Genomic DNA, 18,175 nt, shown 5'->3' on the forward strand with positions numbered 1-18,175 from the left:
TGCGCACCACCCGCGCGCCACCTAGTTTAAGCAACCACTTCAGCAGATTTATCAAACTGCTTAACTTCCGTTCCCGGGGGAGGACTTCATGGTTCGAGTCAGACGTGCGGCCGTTCGCACGGCGCTGCGCGCGAGCGTCGCGATGGTCTGCGCGACCGCCGCGCTGGTGGCGGCCGGGCCAGCCGACGCGGCCGACCCGCCGGCCGCCAAGAGCCGGGTGCAGGTGGAGATACCGGGGCCGGAGCAGGGCGGCGACGCCGGATCCGGCCACGCCCGGGTGCCGGCCGCGGGCGGCCCCGCGAAGAGCGCGGGCCGGCTCTCCCCGGCGCAGCGGGAGGCCGACGGCACGGTCACCAAGCTGATCGACAACGGCTCCACCGCCGACCGCCTCGACGTCGTCGTCATCGGTGACGGCTACACGGCCGACGAGCTGGCGCGCTTCCACGCCGACGCCGCACAGAAGTGGGCCGAGGTGACCGCCGTCGAGCCGTACACCACGTACCGGAACCTCTTCAACGTCTGGACGGTCGACGCGGTCTCCCACGACTCCGGCGTCTCCGGCGACCCGGACCCCACCACCGTCCGCGACACCGCCCTGGGCTCCTACTTCTGGTGCGAGGGCATCGAGCGGCTGCTCTGCGTGGACCAGCCCAAGGTCGACGCGTACGTGGCGAAGGCGCCGGCGGCCGACCTGGTCATCGTCCTCGCGAACAGCGCCAAGTACGGCGGGGCCGGCTACAACGAGCGCAGCGCGGCCCTCGGCTACGAGGGGATCTCCACGGCCTCGGCGGGCCACCCGAAGTCCGGCCAGGTCGCCATCCACGAGACCGGCCACTCGCTGGGCAAGCTCGCCGACGAGTACTTCTACCCCGGCGTCCCGGACTACGAGAAGTACACCGGCCCCGAACCCGCCGAATCCAACAGCACCGCGCTGAGCGCCGACGAGATGACCGCGCAGCGGTCCAAGTGGTACCGCTGGCTCGGCGAGACCTCACCCGACGGCGGCACCGTCGGCGCGTACGAGGGCGGCAACTACTTCGTCACCGGGCTCTACCGGCCCACCGACAACTCCCTCATGCGGGTCCTGGGCAAGCCCTTCAACCTGCCCGGCGTCGAGTCCATGATCGCCGGCTTCTACCAGCACGCGCGGATCGTCACCCCGCTCACCCCGACCGACCGCACCCTGCGGCTGCGCCACACGGCGAAGGCGTCCGTACCGAAGCTCAACGGGGCGGACGGCAGGCAGCCCGTGGTCCGCTGGTACCTCGACGGCAGGGAGCTGAAGCGCTTCGAGGGCCGGACCGAGGTGCCGGTGGCGGAGCTGTGGCTGTTCGACCTCCGAACGCACCGGCTGTCGGTCACGGCCGAGGACCGCACGCCCTCGGTACGCGACCCGAAGACCATCCGCACGCTGCGGTCCACGGCCACCTGGACCGTCAAGCTCTGAGGCGCACCGCGCCCCGTCCGCCCCTCAGACCCGGCGCCAGCAGGCCAGCGCCCAGGAGAACAGTCCGAACAGCACGAGCCCGGCGGCGACCACCAGGAGGAGCCACGGTCCCGCCGGGGTCCGGGTGAAGGCCCTGAGGGTGTCGTCGACGCCCTTGGCCTGCGAGGGATCGTAGCTGACCGCCGCATAGACGACGAAGGCCCCGGCCGTGGTGAACAGCGCACCGCGGGCCAGGCCGCCGGCGACCCCGAGGAACTCGACCGCCTTGCGGACGCCCTCGGGTATCCGGTCCATCTCCAACTGCTTGCGGAACGAGCGGCGGGCCGCCTGCACGGCGATCACGATGCCGCCCACGGCGATGGCCACCCCGGCCGCCCCCACCCACCACGGGCCGCCCGGCAGGTCCATCACCTTCGACGTCACGTCGCGCGACTGCTCGTCGCCGGACTGGCCGCCGCCGGACCCGGCCGCGAAGGACAGCACCGAGAACGCGACGACCCCGTAGAAGACGGTCCGGGCCGCCGACGCCAGCCGCTTGGAAGCCTTGTCACCGTCGGGACCGGCGGCGCCGAACACCGCCTCCGACAGCCGCCACAGCATCATGCACACCAGGCCGATCCCGACGGCCCACACCAGGAAACCACCGAAGGGCTTCTCCGCCAGCTCCTGCAGCGCACCCGTACGGTCCGCCTCCTGGCCGGCGTCTCCGAGCGCCACCCGCACGGCGAGCACGCCGACGAGTACGTACAGCAGTCCGCGCGCCACCAGTCCGCACCGTGCCACCACCTCGCGGCCCGTGCCGCCCCGGGACCCGGTCCGTGCGCCCTCACGTGCCATGCGGCCGACCATGAGACCAGCCCCCCTTCCGCTCGGTCCGACGCGGCGGGCGACGCGTACGCGCCGGACCCGCGTGCCGGACGGTTCAACCTGCGACTACCCGGACGCCGCCCCTCCATGCGGTGCGGGCCCGGTCGCCCCGGCGGCAGCGCACCGGCCGGTGGCCGCGCGACGGATCGCGGCGGCCACCGGCCGGGGTACGGGCCCGCAGGCGCGGGGTACGGACTCCGGTGCTACATGGGGTCCATACCGCGGTCGTCCATCCGGCCCTCCTGCTCGCTCTGCTCCTGGAGACGACGGGCCTTCTCCTTCAGCCGACGGCGCTCTTCCGGGTCGGTCGAACGCTCGGCCGCGTCGGTCAGTTCCTGGGCCTTGGCGCGCATCTGCTGGGACCGGCCGCGGGATTCGCCTGAAACGCTCATGATCGCTCCTTGCATCAGTGGGGAGAGCGGGCGGATTCAGCGAACCAGCACTGCCGGGCGGGCGCATCTCGAAGGGTCACCGAGCGTGATACGCAGCCCCAGGCTCCCCCGATCGGCCGCGGGCCGGGGGCCGACGGGGTCCGGCCGACCGGGTCGAGCCGACGGGGCCCGGCAGACCAGGTCGGGCCGGTCAGTCCAGGTCCGTGTCCGCGCCGAGCGGAGTGGTGAGGGTGAACAGGGCCCCGTCCGGGTCGCGGAGCGTCACCCACCGCTCCACGGCGTTCGAGGTGATGTCCGAGACCGTACGGCCGCCCAGCGCGACGGCGGCCTCGATCGCCGGCCGCAGCTTCGGCACGCGGAAGTGGACGTGCCAGCGGGGCCTGGTGTGCGGGGAGTAGGCGGCGAGCTCGACGGGTCCGCTGTTCAGGCGGGCCACCGGCTCACCGTTCTGCCGCAGGACGACCTGGTCCTCCTCGTAGGAGACCTCGCAGCACCCGGCGCGATCGGTGGCCCATTCGAGTACCGCGCCGTAGAAGATCGCCGCGTCGAGGGCGTTGCGCGTCCGCAGTTCCAGCCAGGCCGGCAGCGGGCCCTTGCCCGCCCGCCAGTCCGCGGCCACCGCGCCCTCCCAGATCCCGAAGACCGCACCGTCCGGATCCGCGACCAGCGCGGCACGGCCGCCGGACGGGAAGGAGACCGGGCCGACGGCGATGGTGCCCGTCCGCTCCCGGATGCGGTCCACCGCCACATCGGCGTCGTCGACGGCGAAGTACGGGGTCCAGGCCACCGCGACCCCCAGGTCCCCGGCCAGCGCCCCGATGCCCGCCACCGGCACCCGGTCCAGGTACGCCACCGAAAAGGCCTCGCCGAGGCGGGCCGGCCGGAACCGCCAGCCCGCGACCGCGCCGTAGAAACGCTGGGCCGTCTCAAGGTCGCGGGTCATCAGGCTCACCCAGCACGGCGCCCCGAAGACCTCCCTCGTCGAAATCTCCACCGCTCGCTCCGTCCCTGTGGGCCCCCGGTTCATTGTGGTCCTTTTCGTGTCGTTCCTCGCGGCCGGAGGCGGCGCACCCCACACGGAAGGTGCCGGAGAACCACGCTCCGTGTCGATCCCGGCCGCCGCCGGGCGGCGCTAGCCTCGGTTCCGGACGCCACCCCGCAGCCCCGGAAGGCAGGTCTCCCATGGTCGGTTCCCAGGTTCCCGTCATCGATCTCGGGCCGTGGCGGTCCGGGGGGCCGCCGGAACGTGCCCGTACGGCCGCCCGCGTCGACGAGGCCCTGCGCGCGGCCGGATTCCTCCTCGTGACCGGCCACGGCGTGGACCCCTCGCTGCCCGCACGGATCCGGGAGGCGGCGCGCACGTTCTTCCGGCTGCCGGCCGCCGTGAAGGAGCCCTACGCCGTCGCCGTCGGCGGCCGGGGCTGGCTCGGCCCCGGGGCGGAGGCCAACAGCTACGCCGAGGGCACGGCCTCACCGCCCGACCTCAAGGAGTCCTGGTCCTTCGCGGCGGACGACCCCACCGGCGACCCCGCCGTGGACGCCGAGTGGTTCCGGCCCAACGCCTGGCCCGCCGAGGTGCCGGAGCTGCGGCCGCTGGTGACGGAGTACCTGACCCGGATGCGAGCCCTCTCCGACGAGCTGCTCGTACTTCTCGCCACCGCACTCGGACTCGCCGAGGACCACTTCACGCGCCACACCGGACACCCCACCTGGGGGTTCAACCTCAACTGGTACCCCGGCACCGAGACCGCCGGCCCGCCGCTGCCCGGCCAGTTCCGCATCGGCGCGCACACCGACTTCGGTACGGTCACGGTCCTGGACCGGCAGCTCGGCGCGGGCGGGCTCCAGATCCACACCGATGCCGACGGCTGGCAGGACGCCCCCTACGACCCGGCCGCGCTCACCGTCAACATCGGGGACCTGATGGCCCGCTGGACGGGCGACCGCTGGCGCGCGGGCCGCCACCGCGTCCTGCCCCCGCCCGCCGACACCCCGGCCGAGGAACTGATCTCGCTCGTCTACTTCTACGAATGCGACGCGCACACCCGCGTCGAATCCCTCCCCGCACCCCTCGGCCGGGTGGTGCACGACCCCGTCGACTCCCACACGTACCTGCGCGGCAAGCTCGACGCGATCAGCGTCCCGGAGGCGGGCTGAACCCACTCCGGCGGAGCCTCACTCCGGCGGGCGTTCCGGGCCCGCGTAGTCGGGGCCGGTGTAGCGCGGGCGGGAGCCCCGATCGCAGTCGTCGGCGAGGGCATCCCTCAGAAAGGGCTCGATGCCCCTTGCCACCAGGGCTTTCCGCCAGGCTTCTCTGGCCCGGGCCACCCGGTCCTCGCCCGGTTCGTCCACGTGCGCCGCGAGCGCGGTGGGTTGGCGCAGGGCGGTGACCACAAGACCGACCACGCAGACGGCGATCGCGCCTACGGTCACGGCCACGGACACCCATCCGGCGTTCTTGCGGCGGATGCCTGCCGAAGGACCCGGCGATCCGTCTGCCAGGACACGAACCGGGTGTACAGGTCCAGGACGCCTCGCAGCAGGCCACCCGCCGCCCCCAAGAGAATCAACGTCGGGACGTCCACGCTCTCCCCTGGGTCACGGCGCCATGGCCTGGCTGTGTGGTTCCGGACACCGGACGAGCGTAGAGCGGTGTGCAAGTTGCCGGGGAGGGATCAGCCTGATTCGCCAACTTCCCCAGCCCGCGCCGTGGTCCCATGGCACATGAGCAGGCGGACGCGCGAGGGTTACCAAGGAACCGGGCCGGGAGCCATCACACGGGACGGGTGTGCGGTCGAGCTGTACGAGCGGCTCCCCGTAGGCGACGAGACCGACATCATCCAACGGGCGGTCCCCGCCGAGGCCCGCATCCTCGAACTGGGATCCGGCGTGGGCCGCATGACGCATCCGCTGCTCGAGCGCGGCTTCACCGTGACCGCCGTCGATGAGTCCCCCCAGATGCTGGAACGGGTGCACGGCGCCAGGACCGTCTGCAGTCCGATCGAGGCACTGGAACTCGACGAGCGTTTCGACGTGGTGCTGCTGGGGTCGTTCCTCGTCCACGCCGGTGATCCACACGTGCGCCGGGCGCTGCTGCGGACCTGTCGACGGCATGTCGCGAACGACGGCTGCGTACTGATCCAGCGGGAGGGCGAAGGCAGGCACGAGAACCTGCCGCACGAACGGAAGATCGCCGACGGTGTCGTGCGGGTGCTGTCCTCCGACCCTGTGAGCCCCGGTGTGCGGTCCGTCCACGTCGAATACGTCTTCTCGGACGCCCGGTGGACCCAGACGTTCCTGTCACGCCCCCTGACCACCGAGGCCTTCGAGCTCGCCTTGGGCGAGGCAGGCCTCGCCGTCGACGCCTATCTGACGGATGACCGCACCTGGGTGCGGGCCCTGCCGGTCACCGGACGGCCGTAGCCGGATTACTCCTGCTCCTTGTACACGGCTTCGACGTTGTTGCCGTCCGGGTCGTCGACGAACGCGCAGTAGGCGCGGTACTCGGGCCAGAGCCGGGGTTCGTACCGGGACGTGCCACCGGCGGCCATGGCGGCCTCGTAGAAGCTGTCGACCGAGGCGCGGTCGCGTGCGGTGAACGCGATGTGTGCGCCCCGGGTCACCGTGGCGTCGCCCGCGGGGTACAGACCGAAGGAGGGAGTGTCCAGCTCCTCTTCCCAGAACTCCGCTCCGCCGTCAGCCGCTTCCCCCACCACACCGAGAGGCTTGAGCGCGGCGGTGTAGAAGCGGATGCTCGCCTCCGGGTCCGAGGCGATGAAGGTGACGTGGTGGATGAAGGGCCATCGAGGTGTCATGACCGCGCAGTCTACGAGCGCCGACGTGAAAGCCCGGCACCGGGCTTGGTCCACCCTCGCTGCGACGCCCCACTCCGTTCCTCCCTCGCCAGGTGCGCGGCTTCCGGAGGTGATGTCAGTGCGCCTCGGTACGGTCAGGGGATGAGAGCTACCGGCACGTTCACCGTGAAAGCGTTCGTCCCGACCGAGCTGAAGCCGGACCCGGCCGTGTCCACCGGGCTTCCGGTGGGCGTGGCGACCATGGAGAAGGCCTTCGAGGGCGAGGTCGCCGGTCGCTCGGCGACCTTGTTCACCGCCGCGTTCGACCAGGAGACCGGCGTCGGCACCTATGTGGCCATGGAGTCCTTCGAGGGCTCACTGCACGGCCGGGAGGGAGCGTTCAACTTCGTGCACTCGGCGACCACCTCGGGCAGCGACCGCACCGCGGAGTTCTTCACCCTCGTGCCCTCGAGCGGCACCGGGGAGCTGGCCGGAATCACCGGTGCCGGGGGGATGGCGGTCGATCCCGACGGCACCCACCGCATCTGGTTCGACTATCGGCTCGGCTGAGCCGGGCCGACTCGCCCCGGCCGGGGGCCCACACCCCGGTCCCGGGGCCGGGCCTACTCGCCCCGGCGCGGGGACCGGGGTGTGGGCCGGACGGGTGGCCCGGGCGGTGGCGTTCGCGTGTGCCGGCGTCCATCGGCGTCCTTGGAGTCTCATGGACCGCGGCCGGCCCCCGCGTTCCCGTCCACCGTCCACCGTGCACCGGCCCGGCCCGGCCCGGCCCGCCCCCGCACGGGCGGGAGGAGACGAGGACCGCAATGAGCGAACACGCCCGGATCGACGTCCACCACCACGTGATCCCGCCCGACCGCAGCCGCGCGATCGCCGACCGCACCGCCGTCCTCGGCTGGCCGGTACCCGCCTGGGACCGGCAGGGCGCGATCGCGATGATGGACCGCCGTTCGATCGCCACCGGCATCCTCTCGTACGCCGCTCCGCTCGGCGCTCCCGACGACGTCGAGGGGGCTCGGGCCACGGCCCGGCCCGTGAACGAGTTCACCGCGGAGCTGATGAAGGACCGGCCCGACAGGTTCGGCAACTTCGCCGTCCTCCCCCTCCCGGACGTGGACGGAGCGCTCGACGAAGCCGCCCATGCCCTGGACGAGTTGGACGCCGACGGCGTGATGGTCCTGTCCAACGCGCACGGGCGCTACCTCGGAGACCCGGATTTCGAGCCCCTGTGGGCCGAACTGGACGCGCGCGAGGCGGTGGTCCTCGTCCACCCCACGGCGCCGCCCGGTGCGATGGTCCCGGGCCTGCCCAGCCCGCTGGTGGACTTCCCGTACGACACCGCCCGTACCGCCCTGCACCTGGCCGGCGCCGGGGTCCCGGGCCGCTACCCGCGGCTGAAGATGATCCTCCCGCACGCGGGCGGCTTCCTGCCGTACGCCGCCCACCGCTTCGCGTCCGCCGCCCGGCTGCGTCCGGGCCGCACTCCCGAGGACCTCCTGGCCGAGCTGAGGCGCTTCTACTTCGACACCGCGTTCTGCGCGGGCCCCGCCTCGCTGCCCTCGCTCCTCGCCTTCGCCGAGCCCGGACACGTCCTGTACGGCAGCGACTTCCCCATGGTGCCCGAGGAATGGTGCGCGGGCTTCGACGACGGGCTGGACGGTTACCCGCACTGGGCGGACGGGCAGCTCCACGCGATCCACCGGGGCAACGCCGAGTCCCTCTTCCCCCGCCTCGCACGAGCCTGACCGCCGCCCACGAGAGCGGCACGGCCGGGCGTGGGGACCCGTGATCGCACGCAGTCGTACGTAACCCGCGCGGAGGGAGGTCTCGGCCAGTAGAGTCGCGGTGTGGCATACCCCTCGGACTACGAACTCGCGGCATGGCGTGACATCCAACGGTTCAACGGCCGTCCGCTGTCACGGGTGATGAGGGACGCCGGCGAGCAAGTGGCCGTCGGCGCGGCGGAGATCGGCAAGCGTGCCGCGAAGTACCTGGAGGACCACCCGCGGGCCCGGTCGGCGGTTTCGCGTGGACGGAAAATCGCGGCCAAGGGCGCTCACAAGGTCGGCGCCGGGGCTCGCGGAGCGGCCGACGCCCTGCCCGACTGGAGCGGCACCGCCGTTCAGTCCGTGCGGCAGACGGTGGGACGGCTCTCGCGCGTGGGGCTCTCCTCCCGACGGATCGTGGCGCTGCACCAGAAGCGCGGGCACGACGTCGCATCGCTGTCCGACCTCGGCCGCCTCGACCTCCAGCAGATCGACGCGGTCCGTGGACGGGCGGCGAGCTGGTACTATCCGGCCGGCGCAGCGCTCTCGGGAGCGGGCGCAGGGCTGGTGATCTCCGGCGGGCAGCTGGTCACCGCCGCTTCCGCCGGCGCCGCGGCAGCCCCTTCCGGAGGCGCCATCGTCGGCGCTTTCGCCGCCGACGCGGCAGTCGTCCTCGGACTCGCGTCCCGCTCCGTCGGCCAGATCTCGCTGCTCTACGGCTACGACCCCGAGGAGCCTGCCGAGAAGCTCTTCGTGATGTCCGTCGTCAACGCCGGGACTGCCGTATCGGCCACCGCCAAGACCGCTGCGATGGCCGACATCTCGCGGCTCACCCAAGCGCTCGTGCGAGGCAAGTCGTGGGCGGTCCTCAACGAGGCCGCCGTCGCCAAGGTCTCCGCGCAGTTCGCGAAGGCGTTCGGCTTCCGCCTGACCAAAAAGGGACTCGGCAAAGCCATCCCCGCCTTCGGGATCCTCGTGGGAGGCACCCTCAACTGGACCACGCTGGAACAGATCGTCGACGCCGCTGACATCGCGTACCGGAGGCGGTTCCTCCTTGAGAAGTACCCCCACCTCGGCGAGGAGGAGGCGTCCGGACCGATTACCGATCTCGACCCGGACGACAGGGACGTCCCGGACGACGCCGACGCGGCGATCAGCGTGCTCGGCGAGCTCGCCGACGCGGGCGGACCCGACCTCCGCTGAGCCGCGGAACGCCGACCGTTCCTCCCGATCCCCGGGAGCGTCAGCGGGGGATCGACGGGAATGCTCCGTGGTAGTGATCCGGCAACGTTCGTCGAGGGTCTGCGCCCCACAACAGCGTTCGACCCCCCCCCGCTATGCAGGGCGGAGGACGGGATCGATCTGTGCCAGGCTTTCCTGCAGCCGACGGGCCCCCCGGGCAACACGATCGTCGGTGTCGCCCGACATCTCCTCGCAGAGCCGTAGCGCCTCGTCCAGGTCGTCCGAAAAGATGCTGAAGACATCGAAGATCGCGGTGTGGATGTAATCGGCGTGATTGTCGTCGGCGACTGCCAGTGCGGACGCGACTATGGTCAGTCCGGCCCGGTCCTTTCGCCGAAGCAAGCCCTCCGCGGTCCGCCGGGTGACGAAGGTGTCGCCACGGTCGAGAACAAGCCCCAGCAGCGGCTCAACGGCCTCCGGCATCTCGGCGAAGCCTGCCAGGCTGTGACCGGCATCCGCCCGGTCACGCCAGTCATCGCTTCGCCCGAGTTCGCCAAGCGTCACGACCACCGCGCGCCGCAGCTCACTGTCCACGGATTCGCCCGCTCCTTCCCGCGATTCCGGTCAAAATATCACCGAGGCGCCTACCGGATGATCGCCAGGACAGGTCCTGAGAGCTGTCCCGCAACTACTGATCGGGATAGACGCCCCGGCCATGCGCGATCACGTCTGGTCGGCCCAGGCCGACACGGTCGATCCGGCCTAGGCCTCGGATCACGCCGTCTGCGGCCAGTCGTTTCCGCCGTGCGTCGGGTGCCAGAGGGGTCTCGAAGCCCTCACTGAGGCCTCGCCCCGTATCTGCGTACGCGTAGCGGACCGCGTACATCCTTCCCGCGTGATGCCATTCGCAGCGGACCAGAGGTCGCGCGAGGACGGACTCGGACCACTCTGCTGCCCTGTTCGCCAGCTCGGTAGGTTCGCCTGCGGCTTTGAAGGTGAACTCGTTCGCGGTCTGCAGGATGGTGAAGTCCTGGTTGTGGTGCCCCGTGTACGTGCTGGCGTGTAGCGGCACGCCTGGGCCTGGACCCGCAGTCGTAACCAGGGCGGAGCGCCGGCCCCCTGCCTGCCCGGGCCGGCTGTCGGCCGCCGGGTGCGTCGCACGCCAAGGGGTTGTAGCCCTCGCATCGTTCAGTCGGAGCCGTGGGAGCCGTGGGTCTGCGCCTGGTGCCAGGCGAGGGGCGTGACGGGGCGGCGGGCCCGCCGCCGCCTCTTCGCTTCGTCGGCCGCTGCTGCGACGAGAGCCCATGACATCAGAGCCCCGAGTGATGCCAAGGTGACAGAAGGCAGCGCCAGCCACCACAAGGACACAACCAGGGCGAGCACGGTGACGCCGATCCGGGCAGGTGCGGGCAGTGGGCGGGTCAGCTCGGTGGCGGCCCAAACGGCGGCGATGGGCGCTCCGACGGTAAGAGCCAACGCGATCGGTAGCCACAAGATCATCTTTATGCCTCTCACGCCCGCTCTGGGGCCGGGTCGGCTCCAGAGGGACAGTCAGGTCCTGCCGACGGCTGTGGTGTCGGCGGTGAGGCCGGCGCCATGTCCCGCAGCCTTCGCCGATCATGCTCACACACCGCTTGAACATGTTCAAGCGGCGGGCCGAGTGATGCGGCCCGCAACGTTGAACACGTTCAAGCGGTGGAAGTCGGGCCGGTCGGCCCCGACCGCGACGACACGGCAAGAGGTGTCAAACGCTCGAGCGCTCGGAGGAGCGCTCCGCACACCGCTCCGTCGCCGGCCTCACATTTTGGCTACGGAGAGATGTGGCCGAGACCTGCGGCACGGCTGTCCGTACCTCGGCCGCGTGCGTAGGGGCGGCGGGCAGGGCAGGGCAAGGCAAGAGCGGCGGCGGTCACCAGACCGGTGACCGCCGCCTTTCGCCCGGGCCGTGCCAGCCGGCCCGCTCGGAGGCGATGTTCGGGCGGGCACAGCCCGGGCGGCGCATAACGTCCAGCGTGAGATGCGCCGGGAGCAAGCGTGACGGCGTGGTCGTTGCCGTGGGTCACCAGCGGTCGGTGGTGGCCGCCGCGTCCTGGAGGGATGGCGTACCCGTTGCGTCAGCTGAGGAGCCTGGGATCAGCTGCGGCGGGTCTTGCGCCAGCCGAAGGGACCGGGCAGGTCCATCGAAGTGGTGCGGCGTCCGGTGCTGCTGTGGGTGCGGCGGGGACCGTGCTTGCCGCCGGTGGTGATCGACCACGACTTGCGGTTGATGTTCAGCCGGACGCCAGGCAGGATCCTGAAGCTCTTGCGGAATGTCAGCGGCATGACGTCTCTCCTCGGTGCGCGTAGGGGTCGGCTGGCCCCGGCGAACTGTTCTTGCGCTCAGGCCAGTTGACGTACGTGTGTCCGGCGCGGCCCATTCCATGCGCCCGCGGAGCGCCGCGCGGCAGGTTCTCATCGGCGCCAGGCCACATCGCAACCGCTCACAGGTGGGGGCACAGCATTCCAGGAGGTCGGGCGCGAGGTGCAGCTGGGTCGCCCCAACCATGTAGGGCCTCGGTGCTCGGGCGTTGGTCCCCGGCGGAGGGATTGGCCACGTCGGCCGGCTGCTCGGCCTGTGGCCGGTCCGCGACGGCGGGCTGGCCGGCATCAAGTCGATCTCGGCCCAGGGCGGCTTCACGAAACCCGCTCCCTGGCTCCCGTGCCTCGCCGAAGGCGGTGAGCCGCACGCGCCGCCGCAGGAGGGGGGGCGCGGTGCGGGCGACCGCTAGCCGAGCCACGTGTGAATCCGACGGAAGGAGAGGATGCCGTCCGTGCGGCGCGCGGGTCGGCCCCGGTGCCCGCACGTTGGGGGCGGTACCGCCGGGCAGATCCATCCGAGGTCGGCCGTACGAAGTCAGAACGCGTACACGGGGTTCCCGTTCAGGGTCGCCGACATCGTGCATGCGTTGGAGAAGGTGTGCTTCCAGGCGACGCGCCTGCCGTGCAGTACGCCGTCTGCGGTGACCGTAACGGGGTCGAAGTACTTGGGGCAGACCCGCGATGTGTTCGGTGTTGCCAGCAGGCGGTTGAGTTCGCCGTCGGTGGCGTTGAGGGCGTCGCACGCGGCCCTCGGGGCGGGGTGAGTGCCCTCGGCGGTGTAGGCGCAGCTGAGAGTGGCCGCGCGCATGACGGTGTCCGTGGGTGCGCCGCGGCCGTGGGTAATGGTGAAGACCATCGCGGACGGGCCGTGCGCACCGGTGGGTTGAGCCTCCGCGAGGCCGGTGGTGCCGGCAAGACAGAGGAGGCTGAAGGCGGATACTGCGATGATGTGGCGACGCATGAGTGGTTTCACCTTCGAGTCAAGGGTGGTTGCGGTTCAGCGCCTGCGATCTGGCGCTCTTCACGACGAGCCTGGCAGGTCCGAAGGAGGGCCGCCAACGGGCGGTCGATTTACGGACAGACGCCTTGACCGGATCATCGGCCGGTGTCCGCCCAGCTGGCGCGGCACGTCCCAGGCTTCCGAGTGGCTCGGGGGCGGGGGTTGCTGCCCCGCCGCGCCATGTGCCTCCCTGGTGACGGAGGTGCGCGGTTCGCCGAATCGCTTTGCAGGGTGACGGGATGAATGCGCCCAACCCAGGGTCCGGGTGGAGCTTCCGAGTGAACGGTCCCGCGGAGCGCGGCGGCACCAGACGCGCGTGCCGTGCTGCACGGACAGCGCACCGGAGGCTTGTCCGGCGCGGCCCAGAGTGCGGACACCTCCCGGGTCGGCTGCCCGGCCAGCCCCCACTCCGCAGTGCGACGGGGGAGAAGCGGCAGGGACAGGCCGTAGGCGCGCGTCGAACCGGCGAACCGGTGAACCACACCGGACGGGTACCGCCGTCCGCGCGTCGTCGGGGAGCGCGACCGCGTACCCCGACGGGTACGCCGTCGTCGCCGAAGCGCTCGTACCCGCAGCCCGGCGTCCCGGAGCCGCCCAGCTCCGCGACTGCCGACAGAAGGGCGACGGCCGCGACCATGCCGTCCAGGCCGTCGCCACCATGCACAGCCTCGCCCTGGCACGGTGAAACAGCAGGTCAGCAGCCCCACAGGCCTGCCCGAAACAGACCTTCTGCAACACCCTTTAGGTTCTGTCTCTTTTGTCAGCGTCGGGCCCAGATGACGATGCCGGCGAGGTGGAGTGCGGTCTGGTAGGCGATGGCGAGTTTGTCGGGTCGTGTGGCCAGGCGCGCCACTGCTTAAGTCGGTTGATGCACCGCTCGACGGTGTTCCGCTGCTTGTAGACCTCGAGGTCGAAGCCTGGCGGTCGGCCGCCTTGGCGGCCCCGCCGCAGGCGGTCTGGTCGGACGGCTGAGGGATGACCGCCCGGATTCCGCGGCGCCGTAAGTGGCTGCGGATGGCGCGGGATGAGTACGCCCGGTCGGCCGGCACGGCGAAGGGCCTCGTTCGTGGTCGGCCAGGCCCGCCGCGGGGAACGCGGATGCGGGACATCACCGTCTCGAAGGCGTAACCGGCCTGGCCTGCAGTGACGACGAAGGCCAGCGGGCGTGCCCCGCCGTCTGCGGCGAGGTGAACCTTGGTGCTCAGCCCGCCGCGAGAGCGTCCGAGTGCGTGATCGGCGCGCTCGCCCGAGCGAGCCGCCCCTTTTTGCGTGCGCCTGCGGCGTGCTGGTGGGCGCGGACGACGGTGCAGTCCACCGAGACCGTCCAGTCGATGCCGTCGTCGGCGTCCGCCGTTGCCAGGACGGAGGCGCGGATCTTCTCCCAGGTGCCGTCCACGGCCCATCTGATCAGGCGTCTGTGTGCGGTCTGGAACGGGCCGAGCTCGTCGGGAAGGTCCCGCCAAGGCGAATTGGCGCGGTACCTCCACGCGATGGCCTCAAGGGTGCGGCGGGGGTCGGCCCACCGCCGGCCCCGGACCGGATCGGCCGGCATCAACGGCTCGATCCGGTCCCACATGACATCAGTGATCACTAATCGGACGGACACATCCGATCAACTGAGCAACCCATCAAAGAGACACGCGCTAGCCGCCGTCCGGGCCGGTTGTCTGCGTGCGGCTGTCGCGGTCGGCCGGCGCATTGCGGTCCGGGCCCGGGCCGCATGCGGTCCGGGCCTCGATGCATGTGTGTTCCGGGCCACCGAGCCTCTGCCTGGGGTCGGCGGGACAACAGCTGGTGTGTGCGCGTCGGCAAGCCCTCAGATCGAGCGGTTCCGGTCGGGCGCGGGAGGGTTGCGCCTGACGCTGACGTGGCCGGCGGGTCTGCGCGGCACCGCGGCGTCCGGGCCGGCAGGCGGGGTGGTCCGTCACGGGGTCGCGTACGCGGGGTCGGGGGAGGGGTGCGTGTGTGCCAGCGGCACGACTGCGGTGGCGTGGTCCCCGTCGCGCGGTGGGCTGAGCACGGCGACGCGGCGGGGCCGGTGTTGGAATGGCACCCCGAAGGCGGGATCCGCTGCACCGCCCTGGCTTCCCGCTCCGGGGCGGCTGGGGTCAGGGTTGGTGGTAGTCGTTGAGATAGGTACGGGCCACGGCCTCGCTCGTCCCGAGCGCGGTCGCGACCTCATCGATCGGCACATCTGGGACGGCGAGTTCGTACACGGCGTCCTGGCCGGTCTGGTCGATGACGTGGCGGAGGTCCGCGAGAGCCTTCAATGCGACCAGCGGCTCCTTGAGGGCCAGGCCGTCGAGGACGCGGACGAGGCCGGTGAGGAGCCCGGTGAGCTCTTCTGGGAGCGGTACGGCCTTCCCCCGAATGACCGACAGGTGTGCGTCGTAGTCCGCGATCGGCCCCGAGAGGTCCACGTCCACCTCGTACAGCGGATTGTCTTCGGGCAGCGCGCTCCAGTCGAGCGTGTGTTCGGCCGGCCCCGCCCCCCGCACGAGCAGCTGCCCCGCAGGACCGTGGCCCGCGGTCGGAACGCGTAGGCCGTCCGAGCTGGCCGCGCAGGTCGCCGGCGGGGAGTTCGGGGCAGGGAGCGGGCCCGGGAACCTGCGGTACCCGCGAAGGGGCGCCGCCCACGCGGTTTCCCACGCAGGCGACGCCCCTTGCCCGGACTTGTTCGGATCAGCTCACCGTACGGTCTTCGAACCGAGTTCGCCGGGCTTCTTCGGCACCCACGGGTGCACGGCGGTGGCCTCCTCAGGGGAGGGTTCGGCCATGGTCACACGCCAGATGTCCTTGCCTTTGACGCTGGTGGCCCGGACCTGGATCTGTTTGATCTGGCCGGTCTCGTGCAGATAGAGCACGACCTCCTGCCGGAGCGATCCCTCGTCGTAGAACTCCGCGGTCACCTTGCCGCGGGCTCCCTTGCCGAATGCCGTGATCCAGTTCTCGGCAGTCTTCTCAGGAACGCCCTTGTCGTCCTTGTCGGCCAGAGACGCCAGCTCGCCCACCTTGCCGTCGGCGATGCGCCACACCACCTCCTGGGTGATGCCCAGGGATCCCGTGGACGGGTATCCGACCACGGCGAGCGGTGGGTGGCTGCCGTAGTCACCGGCGTACGCCACGTCTTCGGCATCGTAGGCCGAGGAGCAGGCGGTCAGCATGCCGAAGGTCAGTGCGGAAACCGCCGCGGCCCGCAAGGCCGGTCCTGGCCTCATCGAGACGTCGGCCGAAGCGCGCCGACCTCGACGATCGGATTGGGACCGGTCCTGTGGCGGGCCATGATCCCTTGGAGGGTGTCATGGGCGCTGTAGCCGTGCTGAGCCACACTGACGACGCCTTGATTGTTTCCGGTCACGACCGCCGCGTGATTGAACACACCGTTGTCTTTCTTCCAGCTGAAGAACAGGATGTCCCCGGGCCGAAGATTGTACACACGGTTGACGTATCCGGGCTGGCGGTAGTTCAGCATGTGCGTGAACAGGTTCTGGGCCCCTGACCAGGTGTGGCTGTTCTTCTTCCACGACGTCCAGGAGGTGTTCCGCCACCAGGCACGGTCCTGCCAGTACGCCCAGTGGCGCATCTTCATGCCGCCACCGTTGTAGAGGGCCTTGGACACGAAGTTGGTGCAGTCGTTGCTGCCGTAGTCCCTCGGGATCCGGCCGGCGTTGTTCCAGGCCCAGCTCGCCGTTCCGGACCCGTTGACGTAGGAGGCCGTGAGGGCGCCGGCCGCCACGGGGTCCGACACGGGGAACCCGTCGTCGCCCAGGAGGATGGTCTCTGCGCCATCGGTCGGCACGCCCGTGGTGTCCGCCGGTGTAGCGGCCACCTGGGTTCCCGCCGCAGCCGTGGGGGACAGCTTCTGCCCCGCCTCGCTGTCATCGGATTCGCTCTCGAGCTTCACCGTCCCGCCCGAGGCGTTGAACACGAACCGCTTGGCCCGCCGGTCCTCCGACACCTCGTCGACGCCGTTGACCCGCAGGGTCGTCGTCTGGATGACAGTGGCTCGTACCAGCACGCGGGCGGCCCCACCATCGGCAACCATGGTGTCCGTCAAAGCCGAAGAGGCACCCACGTACGCCTGGCCTTGCGTTCCCAGCGCCACGAGCTCCCCGATGAGGGAGGCTTCCTGCACGTCGAGGACCGCACCGAAGACTGCACCGTGCGGAGACTCGGCCGCCGCCTCGGCCGTGGTGGCGCTGACCCCCGTCATGACCTTGTTCCGGGCGCTCAAGTAGGCCTGGACGTAGTCCTTGTACGGCGTGGTGCCACCGGCCACGGAGGCACCCTGCGCCAGGGCGGAGCGGGACACCGGGCCGCTGCCGACGGCATTCTTCGCTGTCACGGAGACCCGGTAGGAGAGGGCATTGTCGAGCCCGCCGAAGACGGCGCGCAGCGCCGTGCCCTCCCAGGTGCCCGTCACCGTACCGTCGCTCTTCTCTGCCTTCGCCACGTACGTGACGTCACCGGTCGTCCCACTGTCGAGCGGGGCGTTCCAGGTGGCGAGCAGGCCGGTGTCACCGGGGGTGGTGACGACGTCGCTGACGGCGCCGGGAGCGGTCGGCGGCAGGTACTCGACTGTCAGCTTCGGACGCAGGGCGGGGTCCGCCGCCGCACCGGAGTGGTACGACGCTCCGGCCACCGTGCCGGGGACGGTGAGGGCCAGTCCCTCGTTCCCGCCGCGGTCGAGCCAGGACTGCACCAGCATGCCGAAGTCGACCTCGGACAGCGCGAGGTCGGAGACGTAGCTGTCGTCGCCCGCGGCCGTCAGGAGGTCCTTGCCGCTCTGTGCCGCGGTCCAGGCGGTGGAGAGCTCGTACGCGCTCGGCTTCTGCGCCACGCACTGGGTGGTGCAGTCGGCCCTGGTCAGTGACAGCTTGGCGGAGGTGACCCGGGCTCCCGGCGGGAGCGCGGACAGGTTCGCCTTCAGGTGCGTCGCCCACAGGTGTCCGTCCGCCGTACCGATCCGGAGCTGCCCGTTCGGCACCGTGGCGCAGCCGGGCGTGTCGCAGTCGGTCGGGGCGGACGTGCCCGCGAGTGCGGCGCCGGTGAGGGCCAGGGACTGCGTGGCCGGCATCGACGGCAGCGGCTGGAGGCGGACGGTCAGCATCTGCTCGGCCGACCAGGGTGAGCAGCCGACGCTGTCACAGGCCCGTACCGACCAGCGGTAGCTCGCGCCGTCCGCGAGCTTCCCCTCGGGGATTTGCAGGGCGGCCCTACTGCCGCTCTGCACCCATACGGGAGGCAGCGGGAGATTCGGGACCGGGTTCCCGGCCGCGTCCTTCATCGAGAACTCGGCGCTCACGCGGGTCTGCGCCGGGGTCGTGACGACCGCGGACAGGATGGGCGTC

General features: G+C 71.2%; 17 protein-coding genes and 2 pseudogenes. 7 read left to right on the forward strand and 12 right to left on the reverse strand.

Annotated features, from left to right (window positions below; translation table 11 throughout):
• Nucleotides 1-88 precede the first annotated feature (88 nt).
• The gene (locus ACFYP3_RS09065; protein ID WP_388829089.1) at nucleotides 89-1,447 is read left to right on the forward strand and encodes a M64 family metallopeptidase; all 1,359 of its coding nucleotides are present in this window, start codon (nucleotides 89-91) and stop codon (nucleotides 1,445-1,447) included.
• Nucleotides 1,448-1,471: 24 nt separating this feature from the next.
• Here ACFYP3_RS09065 and ACFYP3_RS09070 read toward each other — a convergent pair whose 3' ends face one another.
• The 3 genes from ACFYP3_RS09070 to ACFYP3_RS09080 form a co-directional block, all read right to left on the reverse strand.
• Nucleotides 1,472-2,284, reverse strand: a complete 813-nt coding sequence (locus ACFYP3_RS09070) for a DUF1206 domain-containing protein (protein ID WP_388829092.1) — start codon at nucleotides 2,282-2,284, stop codon at nucleotides 1,472-1,474.
• Nucleotides 2,285-2,517: 233 nt separating this feature from the next.
• Nucleotides 2,518-2,706, reverse strand: a complete 189-nt coding sequence (locus ACFYP3_RS09075) for a DUF6381 family protein (protein ID WP_388829095.1) — start codon at nucleotides 2,704-2,706, stop codon at nucleotides 2,518-2,520.
• A 190-nt stretch (nucleotides 2,707-2,896) separates the two neighbouring features.
• Nucleotides 2,897-3,649, reverse strand: a complete 753-nt coding sequence (locus tag ACFYP3_RS09080; protein ID WP_388829652.1) for a VOC family protein — start codon at nucleotides 3,647-3,649, stop codon at nucleotides 2,897-2,899.
• A gap of 239 nt (nucleotides 3,650-3,888) precedes the next feature.
• On the opposite strand from ACFYP3_RS09080, the gene ACFYP3_RS09085 reads away from it, so the two are divergent.
• Complete coding sequence (locus ACFYP3_RS09085; protein ID WP_388829098.1) at nucleotides 3,889-4,863, forward strand: isopenicillin N synthase family dioxygenase; 975 nt, start codon at nucleotides 3,889-3,891, stop codon at nucleotides 4,861-4,863.
• An 18-nt stretch (nucleotides 4,864-4,881) separates the two neighbouring features.
• Here ACFYP3_RS09085 and ACFYP3_RS09090 read toward each other — a convergent pair whose 3' ends face one another.
• Nucleotides 4,882-5,145, reverse strand: coding sequence for a hypothetical protein (locus ACFYP3_RS09090; RefSeq protein WP_388829101.1), 264 nt, complete (start codon nucleotides 5,143-5,145; stop codon nucleotides 4,882-4,884).
• A gap of 285 nt (nucleotides 5,146-5,430) precedes the next feature.
• Here ACFYP3_RS09090 and ACFYP3_RS09095 point away from each other — a divergent pair, with 285 nt between their 5' ends.
• A complete protein-coding gene (locus ACFYP3_RS09095; protein WP_388829104.1) occupies nucleotides 5,431-6,129 on the forward strand; it encodes a class I SAM-dependent methyltransferase in 699 nt (232 codons plus the stop codon).
• A 5-nt stretch (nucleotides 6,130-6,134) separates the two neighbouring features.
• Here ACFYP3_RS09095 and ACFYP3_RS09100 read toward each other — a convergent pair whose 3' ends face one another.
• Nucleotides 6,135-6,521, reverse strand: a complete 387-nt coding sequence (locus ACFYP3_RS09100) for a VOC family protein (protein ID WP_388829106.1) — start codon at nucleotides 6,519-6,521, stop codon at nucleotides 6,135-6,137.
• A gap of 141 nt (nucleotides 6,522-6,662) precedes the next feature.
• On the opposite strand from ACFYP3_RS09100, the gene ACFYP3_RS09105 reads away from it, so the two are divergent.
• The 3 genes from ACFYP3_RS09105 (at nucleotide 6,663) to ACFYP3_RS09115 (ending at nucleotide 9,487) form a co-directional block, all read left to right on the forward strand.
• Complete coding sequence (locus ACFYP3_RS09105) at nucleotides 6,663-7,070, forward strand: DUF3224 domain-containing protein (protein ID WP_388829108.1); 408 nt, start codon at nucleotides 6,663-6,665, stop codon at nucleotides 7,068-7,070.
• A 254-nt stretch (nucleotides 7,071-7,324) separates the two neighbouring features.
• Entirely contained in the window at nucleotides 7,325-8,263 is a 939-nt protein-coding gene (locus ACFYP3_RS09110; RefSeq protein WP_388829111.1) for an amidohydrolase family protein, read from the forward strand.
• Between the two features lie 102 nt (nucleotides 8,264-8,365).
• Nucleotides 8,366-9,487, forward strand: coding sequence for an EcsC family protein (locus ACFYP3_RS09115; RefSeq protein WP_388829114.1), 1,122 nt, complete (start codon nucleotides 8,366-8,368; stop codon nucleotides 9,485-9,487).
• A 132-nt stretch (nucleotides 9,488-9,619) separates the two neighbouring features.
• On the opposite strand, the gene ACFYP3_RS09120 is transcribed toward ACFYP3_RS09115, so the two are convergent.
• The 3 genes from ACFYP3_RS09120 to ACFYP3_RS09130 all read right to left on the reverse strand — a co-directional run bounded on the left by ACFYP3_RS09120 (nucleotide 9,620) and on the right by ACFYP3_RS09130 (nucleotide 12,785).
• Nucleotides 9,620-10,060 (reverse strand): hypothetical protein, encoded by a 441-nt coding sequence (locus ACFYP3_RS09120; RefSeq protein ID WP_388829117.1) that lies wholly within the window; start codon nucleotides 10,058-10,060, stop codon nucleotides 9,620-9,622.
• A 1,539-nt stretch (nucleotides 10,061-11,599) separates the two neighbouring features.
• Complete coding sequence (locus ACFYP3_RS09125) at nucleotides 11,600-11,788, reverse strand: DUF4236 domain-containing protein (RefSeq protein ID WP_388829120.1); 189 nt, start codon at nucleotides 11,786-11,788, stop codon at nucleotides 11,600-11,602.
• Between the two features lie 571 nt (nucleotides 11,789-12,359).
• Nucleotides 12,360-12,785: a subtilase-type protease inhibitor gene (locus ACFYP3_RS09130; RefSeq protein WP_388829123.1), complete on the reverse strand. Its 426-nt coding sequence runs from the start codon at nucleotides 12,783-12,785 to the stop codon at nucleotides 12,360-12,362.
• A 637-nt stretch (nucleotides 12,786-13,422) separates the two neighbouring features.
• Here ACFYP3_RS09130 and ACFYP3_RS09135 point away from each other — a divergent pair.
• A pseudogene (locus ACFYP3_RS09135) lies at nucleotides 13,423-13,509 on the forward strand (IS5/IS1182 family transposase); the annotation flags it as partial.
• A 75-nt stretch (nucleotides 13,510-13,584) separates the two neighbouring features.
• On the opposite strand, the pseudogene ACFYP3_RS09140 reads toward ACFYP3_RS09135, so the two are convergent.
• The 4 genes and pseudogenes from ACFYP3_RS09140 to ACFYP3_RS09155 form a co-directional block, all read right to left on the reverse strand.
• A pseudogene (locus ACFYP3_RS09140) lies at nucleotides 13,585-14,400 on the reverse strand (IS5 family transposase).
• 532 nt (nucleotides 14,401-14,932) lie between these two features.
• Nucleotides 14,933-15,322, reverse strand: coding sequence for a hypothetical protein (locus tag ACFYP3_RS09145; RefSeq protein WP_388829126.1), 390 nt, complete (start codon nucleotides 15,320-15,322; stop codon nucleotides 14,933-14,935).
• Nucleotides 15,323-15,511: 189 nt separating this feature from the next.
• Nucleotides 15,512-16,024, reverse strand: coding sequence for a hypothetical protein (locus tag ACFYP3_RS09150; protein WP_388829129.1), 513 nt, complete (start codon nucleotides 16,022-16,024; stop codon nucleotides 15,512-15,514).
• Between the two features lie 14 nt (nucleotides 16,025-16,038).
• Nucleotides 16,039-18,111 carry an amidase domain-containing protein gene (locus ACFYP3_RS09155; protein ID WP_388829655.1) on the reverse strand — a complete coding sequence of 691 codons (2,073 nt, stop codon included), beginning with the start codon at nucleotides 18,109-18,111 and terminating at the stop codon, nucleotides 16,039-16,041.
• Nucleotides 18,112-18,175: the final 64 nt, after the last annotated feature.

The sequence above is a fragment of the Streptomyces sp. NPDC005533 genome (genome assembly GCF_042871845.1).
Lineage (GTDB): Bacteria > Actinomycetota > Actinomycetes > Streptomycetales > Streptomycetaceae > Streptomyces.

Bases quoted from the DNA above. Each gene is read 5' to 3' on its own strand.
- ACFYP3_RS09080 (WP_388829652.1), bottom strand. From the start codon at position 3,649: ATGACCCGCGACCTTGAGACGGCCCAGCGTTTCTACGGCGCGGTCGCG.
- ACFYP3_RS09105 (WP_388829108.1), top strand. From the start codon at position 6,663: ATGAGAGCTACCGGCACGTTCACCGTGAAAGCGTTCGTCCCGACCGAG.
- ACFYP3_RS09085 (WP_388829098.1), top strand. From the start codon at position 3,889: ATGGTCGGTTCCCAGGTTCCCGTCATCGATCTCGGGCCGTGGCGGTCC.
- ACFYP3_RS09130 (WP_388829123.1), bottom strand. From the start codon at position 12,785: ATGCGTCGCCACATCATCGCAGTATCCGCCTTCAGCCTCCTCTGTCTT.
- ACFYP3_RS09065 (WP_388829089.1), top strand. From the start codon at position 89: ATGGTTCGAGTCAGACGTGCGGCCGTTCGCACGGCGCTGCGCGCGAGC.
- ACFYP3_RS09095 (WP_388829104.1), top strand. From the start codon at position 5,431: ATGAGCAGGCGGACGCGCGAGGGTTACCAAGGAACCGGGCCGGGAGCC.
- ACFYP3_RS09155 (WP_388829655.1), bottom strand. From the start codon at position 18,111: ATGAAGGACGCGGCCGGGAACCCGGTCCCGAATCTCCCGCTGCCTCCC.
- ACFYP3_RS09070 (WP_388829092.1), bottom strand. From the start codon at position 2,284: ATGGCACGTGAGGGCGCACGGACCGGGTCCCGGGGCGGCACGGGCCGC.
- ACFYP3_RS09110 (WP_388829111.1), top strand. From the start codon at position 7,325: ATGAGCGAACACGCCCGGATCGACGTCCACCACCACGTGATCCCGCCC.
- ACFYP3_RS09125 (WP_388829120.1), bottom strand. From the start codon at position 11,788: ATGCCGCTGACATTCCGCAAGAGCTTCAGGATCCTGCCTGGCGTCCGG.
- ACFYP3_RS09100 (WP_388829106.1), bottom strand. From the start codon at position 6,521: ATGACACCTCGATGGCCCTTCATCCACCACGTCACCTTCATCGCCTCG.
- ACFYP3_RS09075 (WP_388829095.1), bottom strand. From the start codon at position 2,706: ATGAGCGTTTCAGGCGAATCCCGCGGCCGGTCCCAGCAGATGCGCGCC.